The sequence below is a fragment of the Streptomyces sp. NPDC050422 genome (assembly GCF_044458665.1).
GTDB lineage: Bacteria > Actinomycetota > Actinomycetes > Streptomycetales > Streptomycetaceae > Streptomyces.
Map to the genome: position 1 here is coordinate 165,383 of NZ_JBITIE010000005.1, position 23,653 is coordinate 189,035.

Sequence of the window (23,653 nt, forward strand, 5' to 3'; positions counted from 1 at the left end):
CAAGGCGTACCTATCTGGTTACGGAGGGTGGTAAGTACGGCCTGCCTTGCTGGCGGGAGCCATTTTTCGTGCGTACTTTCGATGATGTCGAGCGGGGGCGGAGCGATCGCAATCCGCTGCCGGAGAAGGGGAGAGCCGTGTCCATCATCGAGACCGACGCCGTACTGCACGAGGCGCACCGGGACAACCACACCCACCGTGACGTGAACGGCGGATGGCTGCGTCCGGCGGTGTTCGGTGCCATGGACGGACTCGTCTCGAACCTCGCCCTGATGACCGGCGTCGCGGGCGGTGCGGTCTCGCACCGCACGATCGTGATCACCGGCCTGGCCGGCCTGGCCGCGGGCGCCTTCTCCATGGCGGCCGGTGAGTACACCTCCGTCGCCTCGCAGCGCGAGCTCGTCGAGGCCGAGCTCGACGTCGAGCGGCGGGAGCTGCGCAAGCACCCCAAGGACGAGGAGCGGGAGCTCGCCGAGCTCTACGAGTCCCGTGGGGTCGAGGCCGGGCTGGCCCGCGAGGTCGCCCGGCAGCTGTCGCGCGACCCCGAGCAGGCCCTGGAGATCCACGCCCGCGAGGAGCTGGGCATCGACCCCGGCGACCTGCCGTCGCCGCTCGTCGCCGCGGTCTCCTCGTTCGGCGCCTTCGCGCTCGGCGCGCTGCTGCCCGTACTGCCGTTCCTGCTCGGCGCGGACGCGATGTGGCCCGCCGTGCTGCTCGCCCTGGCCGGGCTCTTCGGCTGCGGCGCGGTGGTGGCCCGGGTCACGGCCCGCAGCTGGTGGTTCAGCGGGCTGCGCCAGCTGGTGCTCGGCGGGGCGGCGGCCGCGATCACCTACGGCCTGGGCGCACTGTTCGGCGTCGCCGTCGGGGGCTGAGCCTGCGCACCGGGTCCGTCCACGGCCACGTACACCGTCCGGTGCACGTGGCCGTAACGTATCCGCCACCTGTGTGACGTACGTCCTGATCAACGCCACTGGGCGGATCGGTCGTACGCGACGTAAAATGAGACTCTATGCAGGGCTACACATAAGTAGTCGTTACCCGGCGGTTTCGTTTCCTTTGCCGCCGGGCATGAGCCGTAGACACCGCAGGCAACGACGCCTGCTCTCTGTGGTCTCCCGGGCGCCGATCCTCCGACTGCGACCCCCTCCACCGCCACGGCGGTGTCCGTATGTTGGAACGAGCTATCCGCTTTTTGAGAAGCGTCCCATCATGTAATCTGCACGAAATTTCGCAGAGGGCCAACGTCGTCCCTCGGCACTGAAAATGCCACGACGACGACGGGAGAGCCGATGCGCACCGACGCCTGGTCGCCCATGGACGGTCGCCCCGCCCAGCAGGGGATGTACGACCCCCGCAACGAGCACGACGCCTGTGGCGTGGGGTTCGTAGCCACTCTGACCGGTGTGGCCGGCCACGAGCTGGTCGAGCAGGCGCTGACCGTACTGCGCAACCTCGAACACCGCGGAGCCACCGGATCCGAGCCCGACTCCGGTGACGGAGCCGGAATCCTGCTCCAGGTCCCGGACGCCTTCCTGCGCGAAGAGGTCCCCTTCGAGCTCCCCGAACCCGGCGCCTACGCCGTCGGCATCGCGTTCCTGCCCGCGGACGACTCCACCGAGGCCGTCCGCAACCTCGAGAAGATCGCCGCCGAAGAAGGCCTCAAGGTCCTCGGCTGGCGCGAGGTCCCGGTCACCCCGGACATTCTCGGCAACGGCGCCCGCGCCACGATGCCCGAGTTCCGCCAGCTCTTCGTCGCGGACGGCGAGAGCACCGGCATCGTCCTGGACCGCAAGGCCTTCGTGCTGCGCAAGCGCGCCGAGCGTGAGACCGGGGTCTACTTCCCGTCGCTCTCCGCCCGCACGATCGTCTACAAGGGGATGCTCACCACCGGGCAGCTGGAACCGTTCTTCCCGGACCTCTCCGACCACCGCTTCGCCACCACGGTCGCGCTGGTCCACTCCCGCTTCTCCACCAACACCTTCCCGAGCTGGCCGCTCGCCCACCCGTACCGCTTCGTCGCGCACAACGGCGAGATCAACACGGTCAAGGGCAACCGCAACTGGATGAAGGCCCGCGAGTCCCAGCTCGCCTCCAGCCTCTTCGGTGACGCCGAGCTCGACCGGATCTTCCCCGTCTGCACCCCGGACGCCTCCGACTCGGCCTCCTTCGACGAGGTCCTGGAACTGCTCCACCTCGGCGGCCGCTCGCTCCCGCACTCGGTCCTGATGATGGTCCCCGAGGCGTGGGAGAACCACGACTCGATGGACCCGGCCCGGCGCGCCTTCTACCAGTACCACTCCACGATGATGGAGCCCTGGGACGGCCCGGCCTGCGTCACCTTCACCGACGGCGTCCAGGTCGGCGCGGTCCTCGACCGCAACGGTCTGCGCCCCGGCCGCTACTGGGTCACCGACGACGGCCTCGTCGTCCTCTCCTCCGAGGTCGGCGTCCTGGACATCGACCCCGCCAAGGTCGTCCGCAAGGGCCGCCTCCAGCCCGGCAAGATGTTCCTCGTCGACACCGCCGAGCACCGCATCATCGAGGACGACGAGATCAAGGCGTCCCTGGCCGCCGAGAACCCGTACGAGGAGTGGCTGGAAACCGGCGAGATCGAGCTCGAGGACCTCCCCGAGCGCGAGCACATCGTCCACACCCACGCCTCCGTCACCCGCCGCCAGCAGACCTTCGGCTACACCGAGGAAGAGCTCCGCGTCCTCCTCGCCCCGATGGCCCGCACCGCCGGTGAGCCGCTCGGCTCCATGGGCACGGACTCGCCGATCGCCGCTCTCTCCGAGCGCCCCCGGCTGCTCTTCGACTACTTCACCCAGCTGTTCGCCCAGGTCACCAACCCGCCGCTGGACGCCATCCGCGAGGAGCTCGTCACCTCGCTGCGCTCCACGCTGGGCCCCGCGGGCAACATCCTGGAGCCGACCGCCGCGGCCTGTCGCAGCGTCACGCTGCCCTTCCCGGTGATCGACAACGACGAGCTCGCCAAGCTCATACACATCAACGCCGACGGCGACATGCCGGGCATGAAGGCGGCGACGCTTTCCGGCCTCTACCGGGTCAGCGGTGGCGGCGAGACACTCGCCGCACGGATCGAGCAGATCTGCACCGAGGTCGACGCCGCCATAGAGGACGGCGCCCGCCTGATCGTCCTGTCCGACCGGCACTCCGACGCCGAGCACGCGCCGATCCCGTCGCTGCTGCTCACCTCGGCCGTCCACCACCACCTCATCCGCACCAAGCAGCGCACCCAGGTGGGCCTGCTGGTCGAGGCCGGTGACGTCCGCGAGGTCCACCACGTCGCGCTGCTGATCGGCTACGGCGCCGCCGCGGTCAACCCGTACCTGGCCATGGAGTCCGTCGAGGACCTCGTCCGGGCCGGCACGTTCATCGAGGGCATCGAGGCCGAACAGGCCATCCGCAACCTCATCTACGCCCTGGGCAAGGGCGTCCTCAAGGTCATGTCCAAGATGGGCATCTCCACCGTCGCCTCCTACCGCGGCGCCCAGGTCTTCGAGGCCGTCGGCCTCGACGAGGACTTCGTCGCGCAGTACTTCAACGGCACCGCCACCAAGATCGGCGGCGCCGGACTCGACGTCGTCGCCAAGGAGGTCGCCGCCCGGCACGCCAAGGGCTACCCCGCCTCCGGCATCTCCGCCTCGCACCGCGCGCTGGAGATCGGCGGCGAGTACCAGTGGCGCCGCGAGGGCGAGCCGCACCTGTTCGACCCGGAGACGGTCTTCCGCCTCCAGCACGCCACCCGCAGCCGCCGGTACGACATCTTCAAGCAGTACACGGGCCGGGTGAACGAGCAGTCCGAGCGCCTGATGACGCTCCGCGGACTCTTCGGCTTCGCCCCGGGCCGCGAGGCCATCGACATCGACGAGGTCGAGTCCGTCTCCGACATCGTCAAGCGCTTCTCCACCGGCGCCATGTCGTACGGCTCGATCTCCCGCGAGGCGCACGAGACCCTCGCCATCGCCATGAACCAGCTGGGCGGCAAGTCCAACACCGGAGAGGGCGGCGAGGACGCCGACCGGCTCTACGACCCGGCCCGCCGCTCGTCCATCAAGCAGGTCGCCTCCGGCCGCTTCGGTGTCACCAGCGAGTACCTGGTCAACGCGGACGACATCCAGATCAAGATGGCGCAGGGCGCCAAGCCCGGCGAGGGCGGCCAGCTGCCCGGCCACAAGGTCTACCCGTGGGTCGCCAAGACCCGGCACTCCACCCCGGGTGTCGGCCTGATCTCCCCGCCGCCGCACCACGACATCTACTCCATCGAGGACCTGGCTCAGCTGATCCACGACCTCAAGAACGCCAACCCGGCGGCCCGCATCCACGTGAAGCTGGTCTCCGAGGTCGGTGTCGGCACGGTCGCCGCCGGTGTCTCCAAGGCGCACGCGGACGTCGTCCTCATCTCCGGCCACGACGGCGGAACGGGCGCCTCCCCGCTCACCTCCCTGAAGCACGCGGGCGGCCCCTGGGAGCTCGGCCTCGCCGAGACCCAGCAGACCCTGCTGCTCAACGGCCTGCGCGACCGCATCGTCGTGCAGACCGACGGCCAGCTCAAGACCGGCCGCGACGTCGTCATCGCCGCGCTGCTGGGCGCCGAGGAGTTCGGTTTCGCGACCGCGCCACTCGTCGTCTCCGGCTGCGTCATGATGCGCGTCTGCCACCTCGACACCTGCCCCGTCGGCATCGCCACCCAGAACCCGGTCCTGCGCGACCGGTTCTCCGGCAAGGCCGAGTACATCGTCAACTTCTTCGAGTTCATCGCCCAGGAAGTCCGCGAGATCCTCGCCGAGCTCGGCTTCCGTACGATCGAAGAGGCCGTCGGCCGCGCCGAGCTCCTGGACACCGACCGTGCGATCACGCACTGGAAGGCCCAGGGCCTCGACCTCAAGCCGCTCTTCTACGTCCCCGAGCTGGCCGAAGGCGCCGTCCGTCACCGGATCAACGAGCAGGACCACGGCCTCGCCAAGGCCCTCGACAACGAGCTCATCAAGCTCGCCGCCGACGCCCTGAGCGCCGACAGCGCCGAGTCCGCCCAGCCGGTCCGCGCACAGATCGCGATCCGCAACATCAACCGCACCGTCGGCACGATGCTCGGTCACGAGGTCACGAAGAAGTTCGGCGGTGCGGGCCTGCCCGAGGACACCATCGACATCACCTTCACCGGCTCCGCGGGCCAGTCCTTCGGCGCCTTCCTCCCCAGCGGCGTGACGCTGCGACTGGAGGGCGACGCCAACGACTACGTCGGCAAGGGCCTCTCCGGCGGCCGTGTCGTCGTCCGCCCGGACCGCGGCGCCGACCACCTCGCCGAGTACTCCACCATCGCGGGCAACACCATCGCCTACGGCGCCACCGGCGGCGAACTGTTCCTGCGCGGCCGCACCGGTGAGCGGTTCTGCGTCCGCAACTCCGGCGCCACGGTCGTCTCGGAAGGCGTGGGCGACCACGGCTGCGAGTACATGACCGGCGGACACGCCGTCGTCCTCGGCGAGACCGGACGCAACTTCGCGGCCGGCATGTCCGGCGGCGTCGCGTACGTCATCGACCTGAACCGCGACAACGTCAACGTCGGGAACCTCGGCGCGGTCGAGGAACTCTCCGACACCGACAGGCAGTGGCTGCACGACGTGGTGCGCCGCCACCAGGAGGAGACCGGATCCACGGTCACCGAGAAGCTCCTCGCCGACTGGACCACCGCGGCGGCACGCTTCAGCAAGATCATCCCGTCCACCTACAAGGCAGTGCTCGCCGCCAAGGACGCCGCTGAGCTCGCCGGTCTCTCCGAGCAGGAGACCACCGAGAAGATGATGGAGGCGGCGACCAATGGCTGACCCCAAGGGCTTCCTGACCACCGGCCGCGAGGTCGCCAAGACCCGCCCCGTCGGCGAGCGCGTCAAGGACTGGAACGAGGTCTACGTTCCGGGCTCGCTGCTCCCGATCATCAGCAAGCAGGCCGGCCGCTGCATGGACTGCGGCATCCCGTTCTGCCACAACGGCTGTCCGCTCGGAAACCTCATCCCCGAGTGGAACGACTACGCCTACCGCGAGGACTGGACCGCCGCGTCCGAGCGCCTGCACGCCACGAACAACTTCCCGGAGTTCACCGGGCGGCTCTGCCCGGCCCCGTGCGAGTCGGCGTGTGTGCTGGGCATCAACCAGCCGGCCGTCACCATCAAGAACGTCGAAGTCTCCATCATCGACCAGGCGTGGGACCGCGGCGACGTGACCCCGCAGCCGCCCGAGCGCCTCTCCGGCAAGACCGTGGCCGTCATCGGCTCCGGCCCGGCCGGACTCGCCGCCGCCCAGCAGCTGACCCGGGCCGGTCACACGGTCGCCGTCTACGAGCGCGCGGACCGCATCGGGGGACTCCTCCGGTACGGCATCCCCGAGTTCAAGATGGAGAAGTCGCACATCAACCGCCGCATCGAGCAGATGCGCGCGGAAGGCACCAAGTTCCGCACCGAGGTCGAGGTCGGCAAGGACGTCGACGCCGCGAAGCTGCGGCGCCGCTACGACGCCGTCGTCATCGCGGCCGGCGCCACCGTCTCCCGCGATCTGCCCGTCCCGGGCCGTGAGCTGAACGGTGTGCACTTCGCGATGGAGTACCTGCCGCTCGCCAACAAGGTGCAGGAGGGCGACCTGACGGTCTCCCCGATCACCGCCGAGGGCAAGCACGTCGTCGTCATCGGCGGCGGCGACACCGGCGCCGACTGCGTCGGCACCGCCCACCGCCAGGGTGCGGCCTCCGTCACCCAGCTGGAGATCATGCCGCAGCCGGGCGAGGACCGGAACGCCAACCAGCCCTGGCCGACCTTCCCCATGCTCTACAAGGTCACCTCCGCGCACGAGGAGGGCGGCGAGCGCGTCTACTCCGTCTCCACCACCCACTTCGAGGGCGACGAGGAGGGCAACGTCCAGGCCCTCCACCTCGTCGAGGTGGAGTTCAAGGACGGTAAGCTGGAGCAGAAGCCCGGCACCGAGCGGCAGATTCCCGCACAGCTGGTCACCCTCGCGATGGGCTTCACCGGCACGGACCAGGCCAACGGGCTGGTCCAGCAGTTCGGTCTGGAGCTCGACGCGCGGGGCAACGTGGCCCGCGACGACGACTACGCGACCAACGTCGGCGGCGTGTTCGTCGCCGGTGACGCCGGCCGCGGCCAGTCCCTCATCGTGTGGGCCATCGCCGAGGGCCGCTCCGCGGCACGCGGCGTGGACCGCTTCCTGACCGGAGCCAGCGCACTGCCGGCCCCGATCCGCCCGACGGACCGTTCCCTGACGGTCTGATCACGGCACACCAGACGTCCCGTACAACGGCGTACGGAACTGAACGCGGCGCCTGCCCGTCCCCGACCGGACGATTCGGCAGGCGCCGTGGCGCATCCCGGGGCAGGTCGCCGAACCCCGTGCCTCAGGTGACCAGGGCCAGCGCACAGGTGGCGGCGGACACGGCCGCCACGGACAGCACCAGACCGGTCAGGACGAAGCGCCCCACGGAGATCCGCGTCCCCTGCCAACGGCACCGCTCGAACCACAGCAGCGTCGCCAGCGACCCCCACGGCGTGACGACGGAACCCGCGTTGACCCCGATCAGCAGGGCGAGCAACTGGTGGTGGTTGTCCGCCGGGATCACCGCCTCGCCCGCCACGTACGCCGGCAGGTTGTTCAGCACATTGGACAGCCCCGCGCCCACCCCGGCCGACCGCAGCATGCCCCCGAAGCCGTTGTCCGAGCCGAGCGCCCGCACCAGCAGCTCGTGCAGCCCGTGCGCGTTGACCGTCTCCACGACCAGGAACATCCCCGGCACCAGCACCAGCAGCCGCCACGGGACCAGCGACACCCGCAGCTCCTCCCGGCGCCGCACCGCATAGGCCGCCACCACGACCACCATCGCGACCAGCGAGGCCGACCACAGCGGGACGTCGACCAGCAGAATCGCCAGCAGGAAACCGCCGCACGCCACCGAACAGATCCGCAGCAGCACCGGATCACCGGCCACCGGCACCGCGGGCGGGGTGTAGCGGTCGACGCCGCGACGGCCGCGGCGCCAGTAGAACACCCACAGACACAGGGCCGTCACCCCGATCGCGGCCAGCTGGGGCAGCCACATCACGGCGGCCAGACCGGCCGGGGACAGTGCGACCCGGTCCGCCGCCAGCAGATTGGTCAGGTTCGACACCGGCAGCAGCAGACTTGCCGTGTTGGCCAGCCACACCGTCGTCATCGCCAACGGCAGGGCCGCGATGCCCACCCGGGCCCCGAGCGCCAGCATCACCGGGGTCAGCAGGACCGCGGTGGTGTCCAGATTCAGGGTGATCGTCGTCAGCGACGCGAACACCACGCAGAGCCCGAAGAGCAGGGGATAGCGGCCCCTTCCCGCCCGCGCCACCCAGGCCGCCACCACATCGAACACCTGGGCCCTGCCCGCCAGCTCCGCCAGCACGATCACGGTGGCCAGGAACACCAGCAGCGGCCCGATACGCCGCATCTGATCCGCCGCCGGATCCGCCGGCAGCAGCCCGGTCAGCACCGCCACCACGCCCAGGACGAGCAGCCCGCCCGCCAGCCAGTCCAGTGGATGCAGCCGCCGCATCAGGGAGGCCGCACCGGTACGCGCGGCTCCCGGCGTGGAGTGATCATTGCGCATGCGGGCATCGTGTCAGACCGGGCACCCGGTACCGCTCATCCCGTCAGCGCCGAAGTCTTGAGGACCACCAGCAGCACCAGCACGGCGAACAGCACCACACACCCGGCCGCCTGCACCGGCGTACGCCGCTGCGCCGGGGCGTACGCGTAGACGACCGTGACGACCGCACCGGTCAGCAGCCCGCCCAGGTGCCCCTGCCACGAGGTGAAACCGGCGGAGATCACCATCCAGACCAGGAACCCCGCGAGGAAGCGGTTCACCGCCTGCATGTCCCGGCCCAGTCGCCGGTTGATGACGTAGAACGACGCGGCAAGGCCGAAGACCGCTCCGGAGGCGCCCACCGCGCTGTCGTACGGGGCGATCAGGTAGACCAGGACCGAACCGCCCAGTGCGGACAGCAGGTACAGCGCGAGATACCGGACCTGCCCCAGCTGCTGCTCGACGACCCGGCCCAGATTCCACAGCGCGTACATGTTGAAGGCGATGTGCAGCACGCCGAACGGCAGCGAACCGAAGGAGGATTCGCCCGGCGGCAGGTGCAGGAAGGCCCCGGTCAGCAGCCGGTACCACTCACCGCCCACCACCCCGGTCACGTCGAGGCCGGGGAAACCCCCGTCCACGTAGACGTACTGGCTGCCGTCCGGGCCGGTCAGCCCGGCACCCGTCATCGCGAACCGGTCGACGATCCCCGGCCGGACCAGTTCGCCCAGGTACGCCAGGATGTTGAGGCCCATCAGCACGTAGGTGACGATCGGCACCGCGTTCCGGGCCACCGCGCCGCCGAACACCGTTCGCGCCTGCCGCACCGAACGCCGCCCCTCCTTCACGCACTCCACGCAGTGGTGGCCGACGGCCGCCTCACGCATGCAGTCGGGGCAGATGAAGCGTTCGCAGCGGGTGCAGCTCACATACGTCTCGTACGAGGGATGGCGATAGCACGTGGTGACGGCGGCCTCCATGGCCGGCTCCTTCATCGTCTACGAACAGAGGCCGGTGGGGGCGGCGGCGCTCAAGATAGCGAACGCGGGGGAGCGGTCTAGGCTCGGGGTTCCGCACCTTCGACGATCGGAGCCCGCTGATGACCGCCGAGGCGTACCGGATCCTGCCCGCGGCCGGCCGCAGGGCCGTGGCCTGGAAGAACGGTGGGGGCATCACCCGCGAGATCGCCGCGTCCCCGGGTGCCACGGCCGACGCCTTCGACTGGCGGGTCAGCCTGGCGGACGTGGCGGCGGACGGCCCGTTCTCGGTGTTCCCGGGCGTCGACCGCACCCTGACCGTGGTGGAGGGGGCCGGGATGGACCTGATGGTGGGCGGTGAGCACCACATCGTCGACGAGCCGTACTGGCCCCACGACTTCCCGGGCGACGTGGAGACCGACGGCCGACTGCTTGCGGGGCCGGTCATGAACCTCAACGTGATGTACCGCAGGGACCGCACACGGGCCGAGACGGCGGTGGTACGCGGCACCCTCCGGCTGATGGCTCCGGAGGGCGGGGCGGTGCTGGCCCTGGCGCTGGAGGACGGTGCCGTCATCGACGGCACGGACACCGGACTCGGCTGCTACGACGCGGTGTTGCTGCGGAGCAGGGCGTCATGCGTGCTGCGGACCCAGGGGTACGCGGCGCTGGTCACCCTGTCGGGTCACGAGCCCGGCAGCCAGTAGCGGTGCACCTGCTGGACCGTGGGGCGCTCACCCGTGGCGGGCAGACCCTGCTTCTCGGCGACGGGCATCATCACCGCACCGAACTTGTCCATGGCCTCCTGGGACTCCCAGAGGTCGTACACCTCGATGCCCGAATCGGTCGTGACGCAGACGTGCGAGAGGCATCCCGCGAACGTGTCGCCGGGCAGTGACTGCAGTTCCGCGTTGAGCGCGTCGTACTGCTCCGTCGTCATGCCCGGCAACGACGCCTTCATGAAGATCGCCATCTGAACTCACCTCGGAGGCGGGAGTGGCCCTCCCCGCCGCCCGGACGGCGGCCTCCACCACTTCCAGCACATCACGCCGGGGCCCCTACGGCATCCGTCCGGGTGGTCCGCGACCGTGCTTGGGGAATCAGGACAGAGGATGTCGGGATTCCCGGGTTCGATGGAGTCATGACCTCATCCACCTGGGCAGACTTCCGGACCGCCGAGCCGGACTTCGCCGACACCGTGCGCCGGCGCTTCGAGCAGTACAAACACCATGTCCTGGCGACCCTCCGCAAGGACGGCTCGCCGCGGGTGACCGGCCTCGAAGTGGAGTTCAGGCTCGGCGAACCGTTCCTCGGCATGATGCCGAACTCGCGCAAGGCACTGGACCTGTTCCGCGACCCCCGCTTCGCGGTGCAGGCCAATCCCGGTCCCGGCGCCGAGATGGCCGACGGGGACGTACGGATCTCCGGACGGGCCGTGGAGGTGACCGAACCCGAGGTGCTGGCCCGCTTCGTCGATGAGGTGAAGCCGCCGGAACCCTTCCACCTCTTCCGGGTGGAGCTGACCGAGGTGGTGCGCATCGGTCTGGAGGGCGGCGACACCCTGCTCATCCAGTCCTGGCGCCCCGGCCACCCGCTCCGCACGGTCCGCAGGGGCAACGACGACGGCTCGACGGTCACGGAGCCCTGACGGCCCCCTGGCGGCCGCCTGCCGGGGCTGTCCGCGGCCGCTCCCGCCGGGGCTGTCCGCGGCCGCTCCCGCCGGGCGGAGAATGGGCGGGTGCCTACCAAGAAGAAGCCCCAGGTGACCCCCTCGCCCGAGCGCCGTGGCGAACTGCTCGCCACCGCCGCCGAGGTGTTCGCCGCCCAGGGATACAACGCCACGACCGTCCGCAGGATCGCGGACGCGGCCGGCATGCTCGCGGGCAGCCTCTACTACCACTTCGATTCCAAGGAATCGATGCTCGACGAGATCCTCTCCACCTTCCTGAACGAGCTCTGGGAGGGGTACGACGCCGTCCTCGACGCCGGGCTCGGCCCCCGGGAGACCATCGAGGCGCTCGTCACCGAATCCTTCCGCGAGATCGACCGGCACCGCGCCGCCGTCGCCATCTACCAGAAGGAGGCCCGGCACCTGGCGGCGCAGCCCCGGTTCCAGTACCTCGTCGAGTCCCAGGAGAAGTTCGAGAAGGCATGGCTCGGCACCCTGGAGCGAGGCGTCGCCGACCGGACCTTCCGGGACGACCTCGACATCCGCCTCACCTACCGGTTCGTCCGCGACACCGTCTGGGTCGCCGCGTCCTGGTACCGGCCGGGCGGCCGGCACAGCCCGGAGGAGATCGCCCGCCAGTACCTCTCGATGGTCCTGGACGGCATCGCGCTGCGTCCCTGAACGGCGGAACCGGTTCGAACGGCTTCGAAACTGCTTCGAATCGGCTCCGGGCCGGACGCCCCAAGGGTCCTCCCGGAAAACCGTCGGCCGGCGGCGCGGCGTGTCCCACCGCTGGTCGGCAGATCGTGCTACGGTGGTCCGGTTGCAGTTTTGGTACCCATGAACTTTATGTGCGCCTGACGGGAATGCTTCCTCAGGCGCTTTATTGTTTTCCGGCTTTCTCCGGGTGGGGCTCAATGCGGCGACTTGGAATTCGTAAAGTGCGGATTTCCGGCACTGCACCTGTTTTAGGAGAACGACATGGCTACTGGAACCGTGAAGTGGTTCAACTCGGAAAAGGGCTTCGGCTTCATTGAGCAGGACGGCGGCGGCGCCGACGTCTTCGCCCACTACTCCAACATCGCCACCCAGGGCTTCCGTGAGCTCCAGGAGGGCCAGAAGGTCTCCTTCGACGTCACGCAGGGCCAGAAGGGCCCGCAGGCGGAGAACATCGTCCCGGCCTAATTGCCGGACGCGTACCTCGCAGCCGGGGCCCGCACCGTGAAGGTGCGGGTCCCGGCTTGTGCTGTCCCTGGGAAGTAACGCAAAGACGGGCGCCCGACCGGCGCCCCGCACCGGGTGCGACGAAGCACCCCGGACGTCCCGAGTGATCCGCGCGCCGCGTACAGCGGTACATCCGCACACCCGCGCAGCCCCCGGAACCCTCTCGCAGTCCCCAGCAGTCCACGTAGTTCCCAGGAATCCCCCAGGAGGGCAATTCCGTATGACCCGCTCCGAACGTCAGGACCGTCCCGCCCGCAATCGCCCGTCGAGGGGGCGTGGCACGGCCCAGGCAAAGGCAACCGCACAGGGTTCCGGCAAGGGATCCGGCAAGGCGTCGCCCCGTCGCAGGGCCACGCCCCCGCAGGGTGAGTTCGCCCTGCCCGAAACCATGACCCCCGCACTGCCCGCCGTCGAGGCGTTCGCCGAGCTGGACATGCCCGCCGCCCTGCTGAAAACCCTTGCCGCGCAGGGCGTCACCGACCCGTTCCCGATCCAGGGCGCCACCCTGCCGAACTCGCTGGCCGGCCGGGACATCCTCGGCCGCGGCCGCACCGGCTCCGGCAAGACCCTCGCCTTCGGCCTCGCGCTGCTGGCCCGCACCGCCGGGCGCCGCTCCGAGCCGAAGGCGCCGCTGGCGCTCGTCCTCGTCCCGACCCGCGAGCTCGCCCAGCAGGTCACCGACGCGCTGACGCCGTACGCCACCTCCGTCAACCTGCGGATGGCCACCGTGGTCGGCGGCATGTCGATCACCAAGCAGTCCGGCACCCTGCGCCGAGGCGCCGAGGTGGTCGTCGCCACGCCGGGCCGCCTCAAGGACCTCATCGAGCGCGGCGACTGCCGCCTGGACCAGGTCTCCATCACGGTCCTCGACGAGGCCGACCAGATGGCCGACATGGGCTTCATGCCGCAGGTCGTCGCCCTGCTCAAGCAGGTCGAGGACGACGGACAGCGGATGCTGTTCTCCGCGACCCTGGACAAGAACATCGACCGGCTGGTCAAGATGTTCCTGACCGACCCCGTCGTGCACTCGGTCGACCCGTCCGCCGGTGCCGTCACCACGATGGAGCACCACGTGCTCCATGTGCTCGACGAGACCGACAAGAAGGTCGTCGCCACGAAGATCGCCGCCCGCGAGGGCCGGGTGATCATGTTCGTCGACACCAAGCGCGCCGCCGACCGCTTCGCCAAGCGGCTGCTCGCCAGCGGTGTACGGGCCTCCGCGCTGCACGGCGGGCGTTCCCAGCCGCAGCGCAACCGGACCCTGGACCAGTTCAAGACCGGTGAGGTCACCGTGCTCGTCGCGACGAACGTGGCGGCCCGCGGCATCCACGTCGACGACCTCGACCTGGTCGTCAACGTGGACCCGCCCACCGACCACAAGGACTACCTCCACCGCGGTGGGCGCACCGCCCGCGCCGGCGAGTCCGGCAGCGTCGTCACGCTGGTGCTGCCCGAGGAGAAGCGGGAGATGACCCGGCTGATGCAGGACGCGGGCATCGCGCCCCGCACCACCCGGATCAAGTCCAGCGACGAGGAGCTCACCCGGATCACCGGGGCCCGCGAGCCGTCCGGTGTCGCGATCGTGATCGAGGTCCCGCAGCCGACCCAGCCGAAGCCGCGCACGCGGTCCGGCGGGGGCACGGGTACGGGCGCCGGCACCGGTGGCGGATTCCGCTCGGGCAGCCGTGGCCGCGGCAGGCGCGGCGGAGCCGGCGGCGCGGGTGCTGCCGGTGGCAGCGGTGTGCAGGGCGCGGGCGGTGCGTCCCGGGGCTCGGGTGCCGGTGGCGCCTCGCGCGGTGCCGGTGGTGCGGGTCGCTCCGGCGGTTCCGGCCGCGGTGGCGCGCCTGTGCGAGGTCGTCGCGCGGCGTAGCCGGTCACATTTCAGCCCGTCCGGCGTTTGAGGACGGAGCGGCAACCGGGTTCGCCCGGAGCACCGCTTCCGTCCTCAAGGGCCGGACGGGCTTGTTCGTGCCCCGAGCCGCGCCAGCACGTCCGCGCCGAACGCCCGCCGCAACGGATCATCCGCCGCACACCACGCGGCCGCCGCCTGGCGTGTCTCCTCGTCGCCGCGCTCGCACAGCGCCTCGGCCGACGCCCGCCAGTTGTCCAGCCCCGGGCTCCCGGACCGCAGAGCCCGCCGCGCCAGTTCCTCGAAGGGCGCGAGGAGCCCCAGCTCCCCCTCCAGGACCGTGGCGATCGCACCGTGCCCCGTCTGCTGGTCCCGGCCCGCGGCCGGCCGTCCGCCGCGGACGAGTTCGACGGTCAGCGTCTCCCCGCCGTCGACGACGGCCCGGCGCACCACCACCTCGTACGCGTCCTGGTCCCCGCACAACTCCCGCAGGCCCGCCCGCATCTCCTGCTCCAGGTCGGTGTCCAGCATGCGCCGCGCCTCGCCGAGCGCCTCCTCGGCCGCGCCCTGGACCGCCCCCGCGCCGTGCCGCAGCAGCGCCTGGACCGTCGGCAGGGAGCCCCGCCGGGCCGCGAGCAGCAGCGGCGATGCGCCCTCCGGACCCGGCAGACACGGGTCGGCGCCGTACGCCAGCAGGATCTCCGCGGTCCTTGCGTGACCGAGACCCACCGCCCACCGGAGCGCCGTGAACCCGAACTGCTCGCGCAGATCCGGCCGCGCCCCGGCCGCCAGCAGCGCCTCGGCCACCTCCGTGTGCCCGCCGCACGCCGCCCCGCACAGCGGCAGGTCGCCCGCCTCGGGACCTGAGGCCCGGTCGGGGTCGGCGCCCGCCGCGAGGAGCAGCCGCACCACCCCGGGCCGGTCCGACACCGCCGCCAGATAGAGCGCGCTCGCACCGTCCTCGTCCACCGACTCCGCGGGCACACCGGCGCGGAGCATCCGTACGACGGCGTTCTCACCCTCGTACAACGCCTCGAACAGGCTCGGCCCGCCCGCTGCAGCCGCCCTCGGATCTTCTGTCACATTTCGACTGTAATACGCCGCGCGTCAGGGCCACTTGCCCGAAGCGGTGCTCCGGCCTCTCAGGTGGTGCAGTCCAGCACCGTGCGGCACAACGCGCACCGCGCCCGCACCCGGCCGCGGACCGGAACCCTGTTGCGCTGGTGGCAGGTCGGGCACGCGAACGCCACCCGCAGCCCGTCCCCGCCCGGCTCGAAGGCGTACGGAACCCCGGGATCCGGGACCGCGCCGGGATGCTCCTGGGCGTACCGCCGGTCCTTGGCGTACCGGCGCCGGCCCGCCCAGCCCGCGGCCGTCAGCGGCGGCTGCGCACTCTCGCGCAGGACCTGCGCCCGGCCCTTGGTGTACGCGGTGTACGCCTGCGGGCTGGTGAACCACGGCGAGGGATCCTCGTCGAAGGCGAGCGCCCGCTTGGCCAGCACGTACCCGAACTCCTCCGGGGTGAGGTAGCCGAGCTTCTGGCTGGACGTGGCGTCCTCGCGGAACGCGTCCAGCAGCAGCCAGCCCGCCCCCAGATAGGCCGCCGCGGTGTCGGTGAGGATCTCGTTGTCGCGGGTCCCCGGGAACTCCAGGCCCAGCCGGTGCAGCAGCACATGCATGACCTCGTGCGACAATGCGGCGCCGATGTCCCGGCGATGCGTACGGAAACGGTCGTTCAGCTCGATGAAGTACTCCGGCCCCGCCGCGAGTTCGACACTCCCCGCATGCTCCATCGCACGGAACGCCACGATCATCCGCGCATCCGGCAGATGCAGATGCTGCACCATCGCCCGCGCCACCCGCTGCGCACCGAGATGCAGGTCGTCCGCGTCGGCGAACGCCGCGTCGACGGGGGCGAGACTAGGGGCGAAGCGGTGGACACCGTCGTACGACAGGCGCCGGTACAGCGCGGTGATCGACGAGCGGACGGTGGCCAGATGCGGGAAACCGTGCACCACCGGGCTGCCGTGGGGGCTGTCCGTCACGTCCCCACCCCCACTTCGCGGCGCTCAAGTCCCACCACTGTAGACCGCGGCGGGTGAGCCCCGTCAGGCGTTCGCGTCCGCCTGCCCGTCCGTCCGCCCGCCCGCCCGCACCGGCACGCCCGGCCCCAGCAGCGCGTACGGAGCCGCCGCGCCCTCCACCTCCAGCACCCACACCTCGTTGACCCCGTCCCGCAGCACCGGACCCGGCACGTACAGCGTCCGCTGCGGGCCCGCCGCCCAGTAGCGCCCGAGGCAGAACCCGTTCACCCAGACGAATCCACGTGTCCAGCCCGGCAGTTCGAGCCCCGCATGCCCGGTTCCGGACACGTCCGCGACCTCGAACGTGCCCCGGTACAGGCCGGGCCCCCCGGACCCGTCGACCGGCACGAACGGGACACCGTCCAGCGCGGCCGGCCCGTCGAACGCGTCGAGCCGCAGCGCCCGCGCCCGTACGCCGTGCAGGAACTGGCGCTCGTGCAGCACCCCGCCCGTGATCCCCTTCGGCTCGCCCAGCCGCGGCCCGTAGTTGACCCGGCCCAGCGACTCCACCCACAGTTCCACCTCGGCGGGCCCGCCCACCGGCTCCGCCAGGCAGTTGTCCGCCTCGCTCAGGACGCCCTTGCGGACCCCGTCCACGTACACGACCGCCCGGTCCCGCAGACCCGAAACCCCCAGGGTGTACGGGCCGCGGGGGCCCGGCACCGCCACGCGGTAGCGCACCAGGCCGCGGTCCACCCCCAACTCCTCGAACGTGGGCGGCACACCGGATGCCGCCGCCTCCTCGTCGCCCAGCGCCTCCATGACGCCGGGCAGCGGTGCCCACTCGGTCAGTCCGGCCCGCGTCGGCGCCAGGCCGGTGGGCTCGGGCGGCAGCGGGGGGAGCGGCCCGTCCGCGTACGGCGCGAGGACCTCCCGGAACAGGCGGAACTTCTCCGTGGGCCGCCCGTACTCGTCGACCGGCGCGTCGTAGTCGTACGACGTCACCGTCGGCAGCAGGTCCTCGTCCTGGAGCGGCCCGGAACGGTTGGCGCCGGCCCAGCCGGCGAAGTTCGTCCCCCCGTGCGCCATGTAGATGTTCACCGAGGCCCCGCACTCCAGGATCTCCCGCAACGCGTCGGCGGCCTGCGCCGGATCCCGTACGACCGGCGGCGCGCCCCAGTGCTCGAACCAGCCGCACCAGAACTCCATGCACATCAGCGGCCCGCCGGGCTGATGACGCCGCAGCACCCGGAACGACTCTCGCGCGCCCGAACCGAAGTTCGCCGTGGCGAGCAGGCCGGGCACCGAACCGCCGGTGAGCATGTGGTCCTCCGGCCCGTCGGAGGTGAACAGCGGAACGCTCACACCGCACTCACCGAGCAGCGCCGTGACCCGGCGCAGATAGACCGCGTCGGTGCCGTAACTGCCGTATTCGTTCTCCGCCTGCACCATGATCACCGGACCACCGCGGTCGATCTGCCGCTCCGCCACCTGCGGCAGCAGCTCGGCGAACCACCGCTCCACTGCGCCCAGGTAGCCCGCGTCACGCGTCCGCACCCGGCGGCCGAACCGCCCGGTCACCCAGGCGGGCAGCCCGCCGTTCTCCCACTCGGCGCAGATGTACGGTCCCGGGCGGACGATCGCCCACAGACCGGCCCGCTGCGCCGCGTCCAGGAAACGGCCGAGCGCCCCGACGTCACGGAACTCGCCCGGCCGCGGCTCGTGGAGGTTCCACGGCACGTACGTCTCGACACAGTTCAGGCCCATCGCCCGCAGCATCGACAGCCGGTGCTCCCACTGCGCCTCGTGCACCCGGAAGTAGTGCAGGGCCCCCGACAGCAGCCGTACGGGCTTCCCGTCGATCCGGAAGTGGTCGTCCGCCACGGTGAAGTCAGCCATCGTGCTCGTTCTCTCCTGATGCGCGCGGTCCCGTGAACGCCGCGCTGCGCGGCCCGGTACGAGCGGAACGCGGTACGTGGGACGGAGCGGGCGAACCCGGGAGCAATGTCACGGCCCAGCCTCACCCCCTGGCGTGCGGCCGGTCCATGGACAAAGATCACTGCTGATTGGACGCAGCACACGACGCTGCACGTCACACGGGAGCGGACGGAGGAGCGAAGGCCGATGTACCACACCTGGATGCGCTTTTTCACCCCGAGCCCGCTCCACCACCGCCTCGGTCTGGTCTGCCTGGGGGTCGGCCTGCAGCACGGCACGCTGCCGACCGTCGGCCCCCGCACCCTGGACCACCACGTGGCCGTCGTCATCAACGCGGGCAGCGGATGGTTCGCAGGTCCGGACGGGCGCCGGGTCCCCGTCACCGCGCCCAGCCTGATCTGGCTGACGCCCGGCACCCCGCACCACTACGGCGCCGATCCCGTCACCGGCTGGGACGAGAGCTTCGTCGACTTCACCGGGCCCGCCACCACCACGTACACCGAACTCGGCTACATCGAACCCGAACGCCCCCTTGTCCCGCTCGCCGACACGGCGGGCCCGCGTGCCGCCATCGGCCGGATGGTCCGGGCGGCCCGGCGCGGAAACCCGTTGCTGGAGGTGGAGACGGGGGCCGCCGTCCACGAACTCCTCGTGGCGCTGCGCCGGGCGCGCGCCGACGTCAGCCCCGACGGCGATCCGGTGCTGCAGGCCCTGGCCCGCGACGCCTTCCAGCCGCTCTCCGTCGCCGAGCACGCCGCCCGGCACGGCATGACGCCCGCCGAACTGCGCACGGCGGTGCGGCGGGGGGCCGGGTGCAGCCCGAAGGACTACCTCCTGACCATCCGGCTGGGCCGCGCCAAGGAGCTCCTGGCCACCGGCGACCTGCCCGTCGCCGCGGTCGCCCGCCGCGTGGGGTACGACGACCCGGCGTACTTCTCCCGCCTGTTCGCCCGCCGCGTGGGTATGGCCCCGGTCCGCTTCCGCGAACAGCAGGGGCGCAGCGTGCCGGGTGGCTGGAGCGACCGTGTTCCGGACGCGGAACACCCTCCGACGATCATCCCGTAGCCCGGTCCGTCTAAGCTCGCTGACCATGACCACGAGCGACATCGACGATTCCGTAGGCGCCGAACTGAACCGGCTGCGCGAGAGCATCGACAACATCGACGCGGCTGTTGTCCACATGCTCGCGGAGCGCTTCAAGTGCACCCAGCAGGTCGGCCACCTCAAGGCCGCCCACCAGCTCCCCCCGGCCGACCCGGCCCGCGAGTCCCGCCAGATCGCCCGCCTGCGTCAACTGGCGGAGAGCGCCCACCTGGACCCGGCGTTCGCCGAGAAGCTGCTGAACTTCATCGTGGCGGAGGTCATCCGCCACCATGAGCGGATCGCGGAGGAGTCGGCGGCGAACGGGGTGGGCGGTGCGGGGGCTTGAGCGGCTCCCGGGTCAGTGGCGTGGGCGGTGCCGGGACCGGAGCGGAACACCCTTGGGGTGACCTGCTCCAGCGGTGGAGCGATGACTGGCTGGACCCGGTCCTGCACGAGCAGGAGCGGAGTGAGCCCTTTCCGGCGGAGGTGCGGGCGGCGCGCCGGCTGGGAGGCCCGGGGGTGACCCCGGGGGAGCTGGCCGGGCTCGAGCAACGTCTGGGGGCCGCGCTGCCGCCGAGCTGTCGGGAGTTTCTGCAGACCAGCGACGGGTGGCTCGACACGACGAGCGAGATCGCACGGCTCCTGCCCGCCCGGGAGCTCGGCCGGGTCAGGGACATCGATCCGGAGCTCATCGCGGGCTGGGGCGATGACAGGGGCCGGGACGATGTTCCCGATGAGGAGTACTTCGTCTACGGGGACGAGCAGGACTGCTGCGCCCTTCGGACCGAGTATCTGAGCGACATGCTCAAGATCAGCCATACTCCGGGGTCGGGAGACGTCTACCTGCTCAACCCGCACGTAGTCACGCCCGAAGGGGAGTGGGAGGCCTGGTATCTGGCGCACTGGCTTCCCGGCGCCGTCCGGTACCGGTCCTTCTGGGATCTCATGAACGACGAATACCGGGCCTTCCGCGGCGACGACGCGTGAACGCCGCTCAGGGCGAGATCTCCTCCAGCGGCCGGTTCGCCGTCTCCTCCGCCAGCGTCCCCGCCACCACCGCGCCCACCAGGGCCACCGCTCCCAGCATCACGAACACCGCGGCGACACTGTCGCCGGCCGCGTAGACCACGCCGACCAGGATCGGGCCGAGGATCACGCCCAGCCGGTTGACCGCGCCGCCGACGCTGCAGCCCAGGGCGCGCATCCGGGTCGGGTAGAGCTCGGGTGTGTACAGGTACAGGCAGATGTTGGAGCCGAAGAAGCCGACCGCCGAGAGCGAGGTCCAGATCAGGACCTCGGCGGGGGTGCCGGCGCCGAGCGCGGCCAGGGTGAGCAGCAGCGCGGCCGAGGCGCCGAGGCAGATCGCGAAGATGCGGCGGCGGCCGAGGACGTCCACCGTGAGGGCGACGATCAGGCAGCCGAGCAGACCGGCGACCGAGGTCACCGTGGAGTAGAGCAGGGCGTCGGAGAGGGTGAGGCCGTACTCGTCCTTGTAGATGCTGGGCAGCCAGGACGTCACGCCGTAGTTGACGAAGTAGCCGGTGAACCAGATCGCGCCGACCACCAGGGTGCGGCGCCGGTAGCGGCCGGTGAACAGGCCGCGGAGGCCTGTCGCGGCGCGTTCCGCGGGGGTGGCGGCCACCGTCGTCGGGGCCTGAGCGGTGGAGGAGGCGGGACCGGCCGGCCGGGGGAGCGGTTCGCCCGTCGCCGCCGACACCTTCGCCTCGATCTCGGTCATCACCGCTTCGGCCTCCGCCATCCGGCCCCGCTCCGCCAGCCATCGCGGCGACTCGGGGACCCCGCGCTGGACGAGGAAGGCCAGCAGGCCGGGCACGGCGGCGACCGCGAACATCACGCGCCAGCCCGCCGCCGGGACCACCCAGGCCGCAACCAGGGCGCCGATGGTGAGGCCGGCCGGGAAGACGAGTTCGTACAGCAGGACGAAGCGGCCCCGCTTGAAGCTCCGGGTGATCTCGCTGATGAAGGCCGCTGCCACCGGCACCTCGCCCCCGATCGCGAGCCCCTGGACGAAGCGCAGGGCCAGGAACGGGGTGAGCGAGGTGCACGCCGTCAGCGCCAGGCTCACGAGACCGGACGCGGCCACGCAGTACGCGATCACCTTCACCCGGCCGTAGCGGTCGGCCAGCCGTCCTGAGAGCAGCGCGCCGACGAGCATGCCGGCCGAGCCGACCGTGAGGACCGCCGTGGCGTCGCCCGTGGACAGCTGCCACTCGTCGCGGAGCTCCGGCAGTGCGTAGGCGATCAGCAACTGGTCGAAGGCCTCGAAGAAGGTGACGACACCCACGATCAGGCGGACGGTGACGTGCCAGCGGGAGAGCGGCAGGCGCTCGAAACGGGCGGCGATGGTGGCGCGGGTCGTGCCGGCCGGGGAGGAGCCGGGGCCGGCGGCGTCCTGCGAGGTGTCGGTGCTCATCCAGGGTTCCTCCTGCTCCGCGTGGGGCCGGAGCGGTTGGGGAGCCAGGTGTACGGGGTTACAGAGGGGACGGGAATGAGCTGAGCGTACGGGTGGGAACGGCCGCACGGCGCTCGTGAGCTTGTGAAGTCACCCACGGGTCTCTGTAAGTGCCTAGCTTTTAAGTGCTTAAGTTTTACCGGTCCAGGGGTGGCGGCCGTCAAGCCCCCGGAGGCAAAAGGAGATTTTGCCGAGGGGGCTTGCGAACAATTACTTAAGCCCTTAGATTTTTAGAGCTGAGGTAATCGATTCGATCGCAGGAGGCCAACTGATGCTTGCCGACGAGGTGTTGGTCGCGGGGCAGTGGCGACAGGGCCGTGGCGCCCTCATCGAGACGGTCGACCCGGCCACCGGTCAGGTCATCGCCACCGTGCACGCCGCATCCCTCGACGACGTCGAGGAGGCCGCCACCGCAGCCACCCGCGCCGCCCACGACCCCGCCTGGCGCGAGCTCCCCGCCCACCTCCGCGCCCGGCTGCTCCACCGCATCGCCGACCTCGTCGAGCAGAGCGCGGACCGGCTCTCCGCCCTGCAGACCGCCGACACCGGCAAATGCCGCACCGAGACCCGCGCCCTCGTCCTCAGCGCCGCCGGCACCTTCCGCTACACCGCCGCCGCCCTGGAGACCGCCGAGGACGCCCTCACCCCCTCCCGCGGCCCGTACGTCACGATGAGCGTCCACGAACCCATCGGCGTCGTCGGCGCGATCACCCCCTGGAACTCGCCGATCGCCAGCGACGCCCAGAAGCTCGCCCCCGCCCTCGCCGCGGGCAACGCCGTCCTCCTCAAGCCCGCCGAGTGGACCCCCCTCGTCGCCCTCGCGCTCGGCCGCCTCGTCCACCAGGCACTCACCGAGGCCGGGCTGCCCACCGCCCTGCTCTCCGTCCTGCCCGGCCGCGGCAGCGTCATCGGCGACGCGATCGTCCGCCACCCGGCCGTCGGGAAGATCACCTTCACCGGCGGTACGTCCACCGGCCGCACCCTCGCCCACGCCGCCGCCGACAAGCTCATCCCCGTCTCCCTCGAACTCGGCGGCAAGTCACCGACGATCGTGCTGGAGGACGCCGACCTGGAGCAGGCCCTCGCAGGCGTCATGTACGGCGTCTTCTCCTCCAGCGGACAGAGCTGCATCGCCGGCTCCCGCCTGTTCGTCGCCCGCTCCCGATACGAGGAGTTCCTCGGCGAACTCGTCTCCCGTACGGAGAAACTCCGCATCGGGCCCGGCACCGACCCCGACACCCAGGTTGCCCCGCTCGTCCACCACCGCCACCGCGACAGCGTCGCCGCCTACGTCGACCTGGCCCGCGAGGAGGGCGCCACCGTCCGGTGCGGAGGAGCCGCCCCCGACGGCGAGCAGTACCGCGACGGCGCCTACTACCTCCCCACCGTCCTGGACGGCCTGCCCAACACCGCCCGCGTCTGCCAGGAAGAGATCTTCGGCCCGGTCGTCGTCGCCCTGCCCTTCGACGACGAGGACGACCTCGTCACCCAGGCCAACGACAGCGTGTACGGACTGGCCTGCGGCATCTGGACCCGCGACCACGCCAGAGCCTGGCGCCTCGCCCGCCGCATCGACGCGGGCACCGTCTGGATCAACACGTACAAGCAGTTCAGCATCTCCACCCCGTTCGGCGGGCTGAAGGACAGCGGCATCGGCACCGAGAAGGGCCGCGATCTCATCCGCGGCTACCAGCGGCAGAAGTCCCTCTACTGGGCCACCGACAGCACCCCCCTGCCCTGGGCCGGCCAGTGAAGCCGAGCGAGACGAATCCGGA

At 71.1% G+C, this 23,653-nt stretch carries 19 protein-coding genes; 12 read left to right on the top strand and 7 right to left on the bottom strand.

Annotation, left to right across the window (positions count from 1 at the left end):
* Nucleotides 1-137 precede the first annotated feature (137 nt).
* From ACIBJG_RS08865 to ACIBJG_RS08875, 3 genes are all read left to right on the top strand, one after another.
* Nucleotides 138-872 (top strand): VIT1/CCC1 transporter family protein, encoded by a 735-nt coding sequence (locus tag ACIBJG_RS08865; protein WP_399305763.1) that lies wholly within the window; start codon nucleotides 138-140, stop codon nucleotides 870-872.
* 417 nt (nucleotides 873-1,289) lie between these two features.
* Entirely contained in the window at nucleotides 1,290-5,849 is a 4,560-nt protein-coding gene (gene gltB / locus ACIBJG_RS08870) for a glutamate synthase large subunit (protein ID WP_399305766.1), read from the top strand.
* Nucleotides 5,842-7,302 carry a glutamate synthase subunit beta gene (locus ACIBJG_RS08875; protein ID WP_399305768.1) on the top strand — a complete coding sequence of 487 codons (1,461 nt, stop codon included), beginning with the start codon at nucleotides 5,842-5,844 and terminating at the stop codon, nucleotides 7,300-7,302. The genes gltB and ACIBJG_RS08875 overlap by 8 nt, the downstream gene beginning before the upstream one ends.
* A 124-nt stretch (nucleotides 7,303-7,426) precedes the next feature.
* Here the strand turns inward: ACIBJG_RS08875 and ACIBJG_RS08880 are convergent, their stop codons facing one another.
* The gene (locus ACIBJG_RS08880; RefSeq protein WP_399305771.1) at nucleotides 7,427-8,662 is read right to left on the bottom strand and encodes an SLC13 family permease; all 1,236 of its coding nucleotides are present in this window, start codon (nucleotides 8,660-8,662) and stop codon (nucleotides 7,427-7,429) included.
* A gap of 35 nt (nucleotides 8,663-8,697) precedes the next feature.
* Complete coding sequence (locus tag ACIBJG_RS08885) at nucleotides 8,698-9,621, bottom strand: rhomboid family intramembrane serine protease (RefSeq protein WP_399305774.1); 924 nt, start codon at nucleotides 9,619-9,621, stop codon at nucleotides 8,698-8,700.
* A 119-nt stretch (nucleotides 9,622-9,740) separates the two neighbouring features.
* On the opposite strand from ACIBJG_RS08885, the gene ACIBJG_RS08890 reads away from it, so the two are divergent.
* Entirely contained in the window at nucleotides 9,741-10,325 is a 585-nt protein-coding gene (locus ACIBJG_RS08890; RefSeq protein WP_399305776.1) for a HutD family protein, read from the top strand.
* On the opposite strand, the gene ACIBJG_RS08895 is transcribed toward ACIBJG_RS08890, so the two are convergent.
* Nucleotides 10,304-10,591, bottom strand: a complete 288-nt coding sequence (locus ACIBJG_RS08895; protein ID WP_399305779.1) for a hypothetical protein — start codon at nucleotides 10,589-10,591, stop codon at nucleotides 10,304-10,306. The genes ACIBJG_RS08890 and ACIBJG_RS08895 overlap by 22 nt on opposite strands.
* Nucleotides 10,592-10,759: 168 nt before the next feature.
* On the opposite strand from ACIBJG_RS08895, the gene ACIBJG_RS08900 reads away from it, so the two are divergent.
* From ACIBJG_RS08900 to ACIBJG_RS08915, 4 genes are all read left to right on the top strand, one after another.
* Nucleotides 10,760-11,266 carry a pyridoxamine 5'-phosphate oxidase family protein gene (locus ACIBJG_RS08900; protein WP_399305782.1) on the top strand — a complete coding sequence of 169 codons (507 nt, stop codon included), beginning with the start codon at nucleotides 10,760-10,762 and terminating at the stop codon, nucleotides 11,264-11,266.
* 90 nt (nucleotides 11,267-11,356) lie between these two features.
* Nucleotides 11,357-11,968, top strand: coding sequence for a TetR/AcrR family transcriptional regulator (locus tag ACIBJG_RS08905; RefSeq protein WP_399305785.1), 612 nt, complete (start codon nucleotides 11,357-11,359; stop codon nucleotides 11,966-11,968).
* A 300-nt stretch (nucleotides 11,969-12,268) separates the two neighbouring features.
* Complete coding sequence (locus tag ACIBJG_RS08910) at nucleotides 12,269-12,472, top strand: cold-shock protein (RefSeq protein WP_015607926.1); 204 nt, start codon at nucleotides 12,269-12,271, stop codon at nucleotides 12,470-12,472.
* Between the two features lie 259 nt (nucleotides 12,473-12,731).
* Nucleotides 12,732-14,381, top strand: a complete 1,650-nt coding sequence (locus tag ACIBJG_RS08915; RefSeq protein WP_399305788.1) for a DEAD/DEAH box helicase — start codon at nucleotides 12,732-12,734, stop codon at nucleotides 14,379-14,381.
* Nucleotides 14,382-14,456: 75 nt separating this feature from the next.
* On the opposite strand, the gene ACIBJG_RS08920 is transcribed toward ACIBJG_RS08915, so the two are convergent.
* The 3 genes from ACIBJG_RS08920 to ACIBJG_RS08930 form a co-directional block, all read right to left on the bottom strand.
* The gene (locus tag ACIBJG_RS08920; protein ID WP_399305791.1) at nucleotides 14,457-15,443 is read right to left on the bottom strand and encodes an ankyrin repeat domain-containing protein; all 987 of its coding nucleotides are present in this window, start codon (nucleotides 15,441-15,443) and stop codon (nucleotides 14,457-14,459) included.
* 59 nt (nucleotides 15,444-15,502) lie between these two features.
* Nucleotides 15,503-16,405, bottom strand: coding sequence for a hypothetical protein (locus ACIBJG_RS08925; protein WP_399305794.1), 903 nt, complete (start codon nucleotides 16,403-16,405; stop codon nucleotides 15,503-15,505).
* A gap of 63 nt (nucleotides 16,406-16,468) precedes the next feature.
* Nucleotides 16,469-18,283, bottom strand: coding sequence for a beta-galactosidase family protein (locus ACIBJG_RS08930; protein WP_399305797.1), 1,815 nt, complete (start codon nucleotides 18,281-18,283; stop codon nucleotides 16,469-16,471).
* Nucleotides 18,284-18,508: 225 nt separating this feature from the next.
* Between ACIBJG_RS08930 and ACIBJG_RS08935 the strand changes: the two genes are divergently transcribed.
* The 3 genes from ACIBJG_RS08935 to ACIBJG_RS08945 are packed head-to-tail and all read left to right on the top strand — an operon-like array spanning nucleotide 18,509 to nucleotide 20,392.
* On the top strand, nucleotides 18,509-19,387 hold the full coding sequence (locus ACIBJG_RS08935) for a helix-turn-helix domain-containing protein (RefSeq protein WP_399305799.1): 879 nt from the start codon (nucleotides 18,509-18,511) through the stop codon (nucleotides 19,385-19,387).
* A gap of 25 nt (nucleotides 19,388-19,412) precedes the next feature.
* Nucleotides 19,413-19,751 carry a chorismate mutase gene (locus tag ACIBJG_RS08940; protein WP_399305802.1) on the top strand — a complete coding sequence of 113 codons (339 nt, stop codon included), beginning with the start codon at nucleotides 19,413-19,415 and terminating at the stop codon, nucleotides 19,749-19,751.
* Nucleotides 19,748-20,392 (top strand): SMI1/KNR4 family protein, encoded by a 645-nt coding sequence (locus ACIBJG_RS08945; RefSeq protein ID WP_399305805.1) that lies wholly within the window; start codon nucleotides 19,748-19,750, stop codon nucleotides 20,390-20,392. Before ACIBJG_RS08940 ends, ACIBJG_RS08945 begins: the two co-directional genes overlap by 4 nt.
* A gap of 7 nt (nucleotides 20,393-20,399) precedes the next feature.
* On the opposite strand, the gene ACIBJG_RS08950 is transcribed toward ACIBJG_RS08945, so the two are convergent.
* Entirely contained in the window at nucleotides 20,400-21,839 is a 1,440-nt protein-coding gene (locus ACIBJG_RS08950; RefSeq protein ID WP_399305808.1) for an MFS transporter, read from the bottom strand.
* 310 nt (nucleotides 21,840-22,149) lie between these two features.
* On the opposite strand from ACIBJG_RS08950, the gene ACIBJG_RS08955 reads away from it, so the two are divergent.
* Nucleotides 22,150-23,631, top strand: a complete 1,482-nt coding sequence (locus ACIBJG_RS08955) for an aldehyde dehydrogenase (protein ID WP_399305810.1) — start codon at nucleotides 22,150-22,152, stop codon at nucleotides 23,629-23,631.
* The last annotated feature ends 22 nt before the right edge of the window (nucleotides 23,632-23,653 follow it).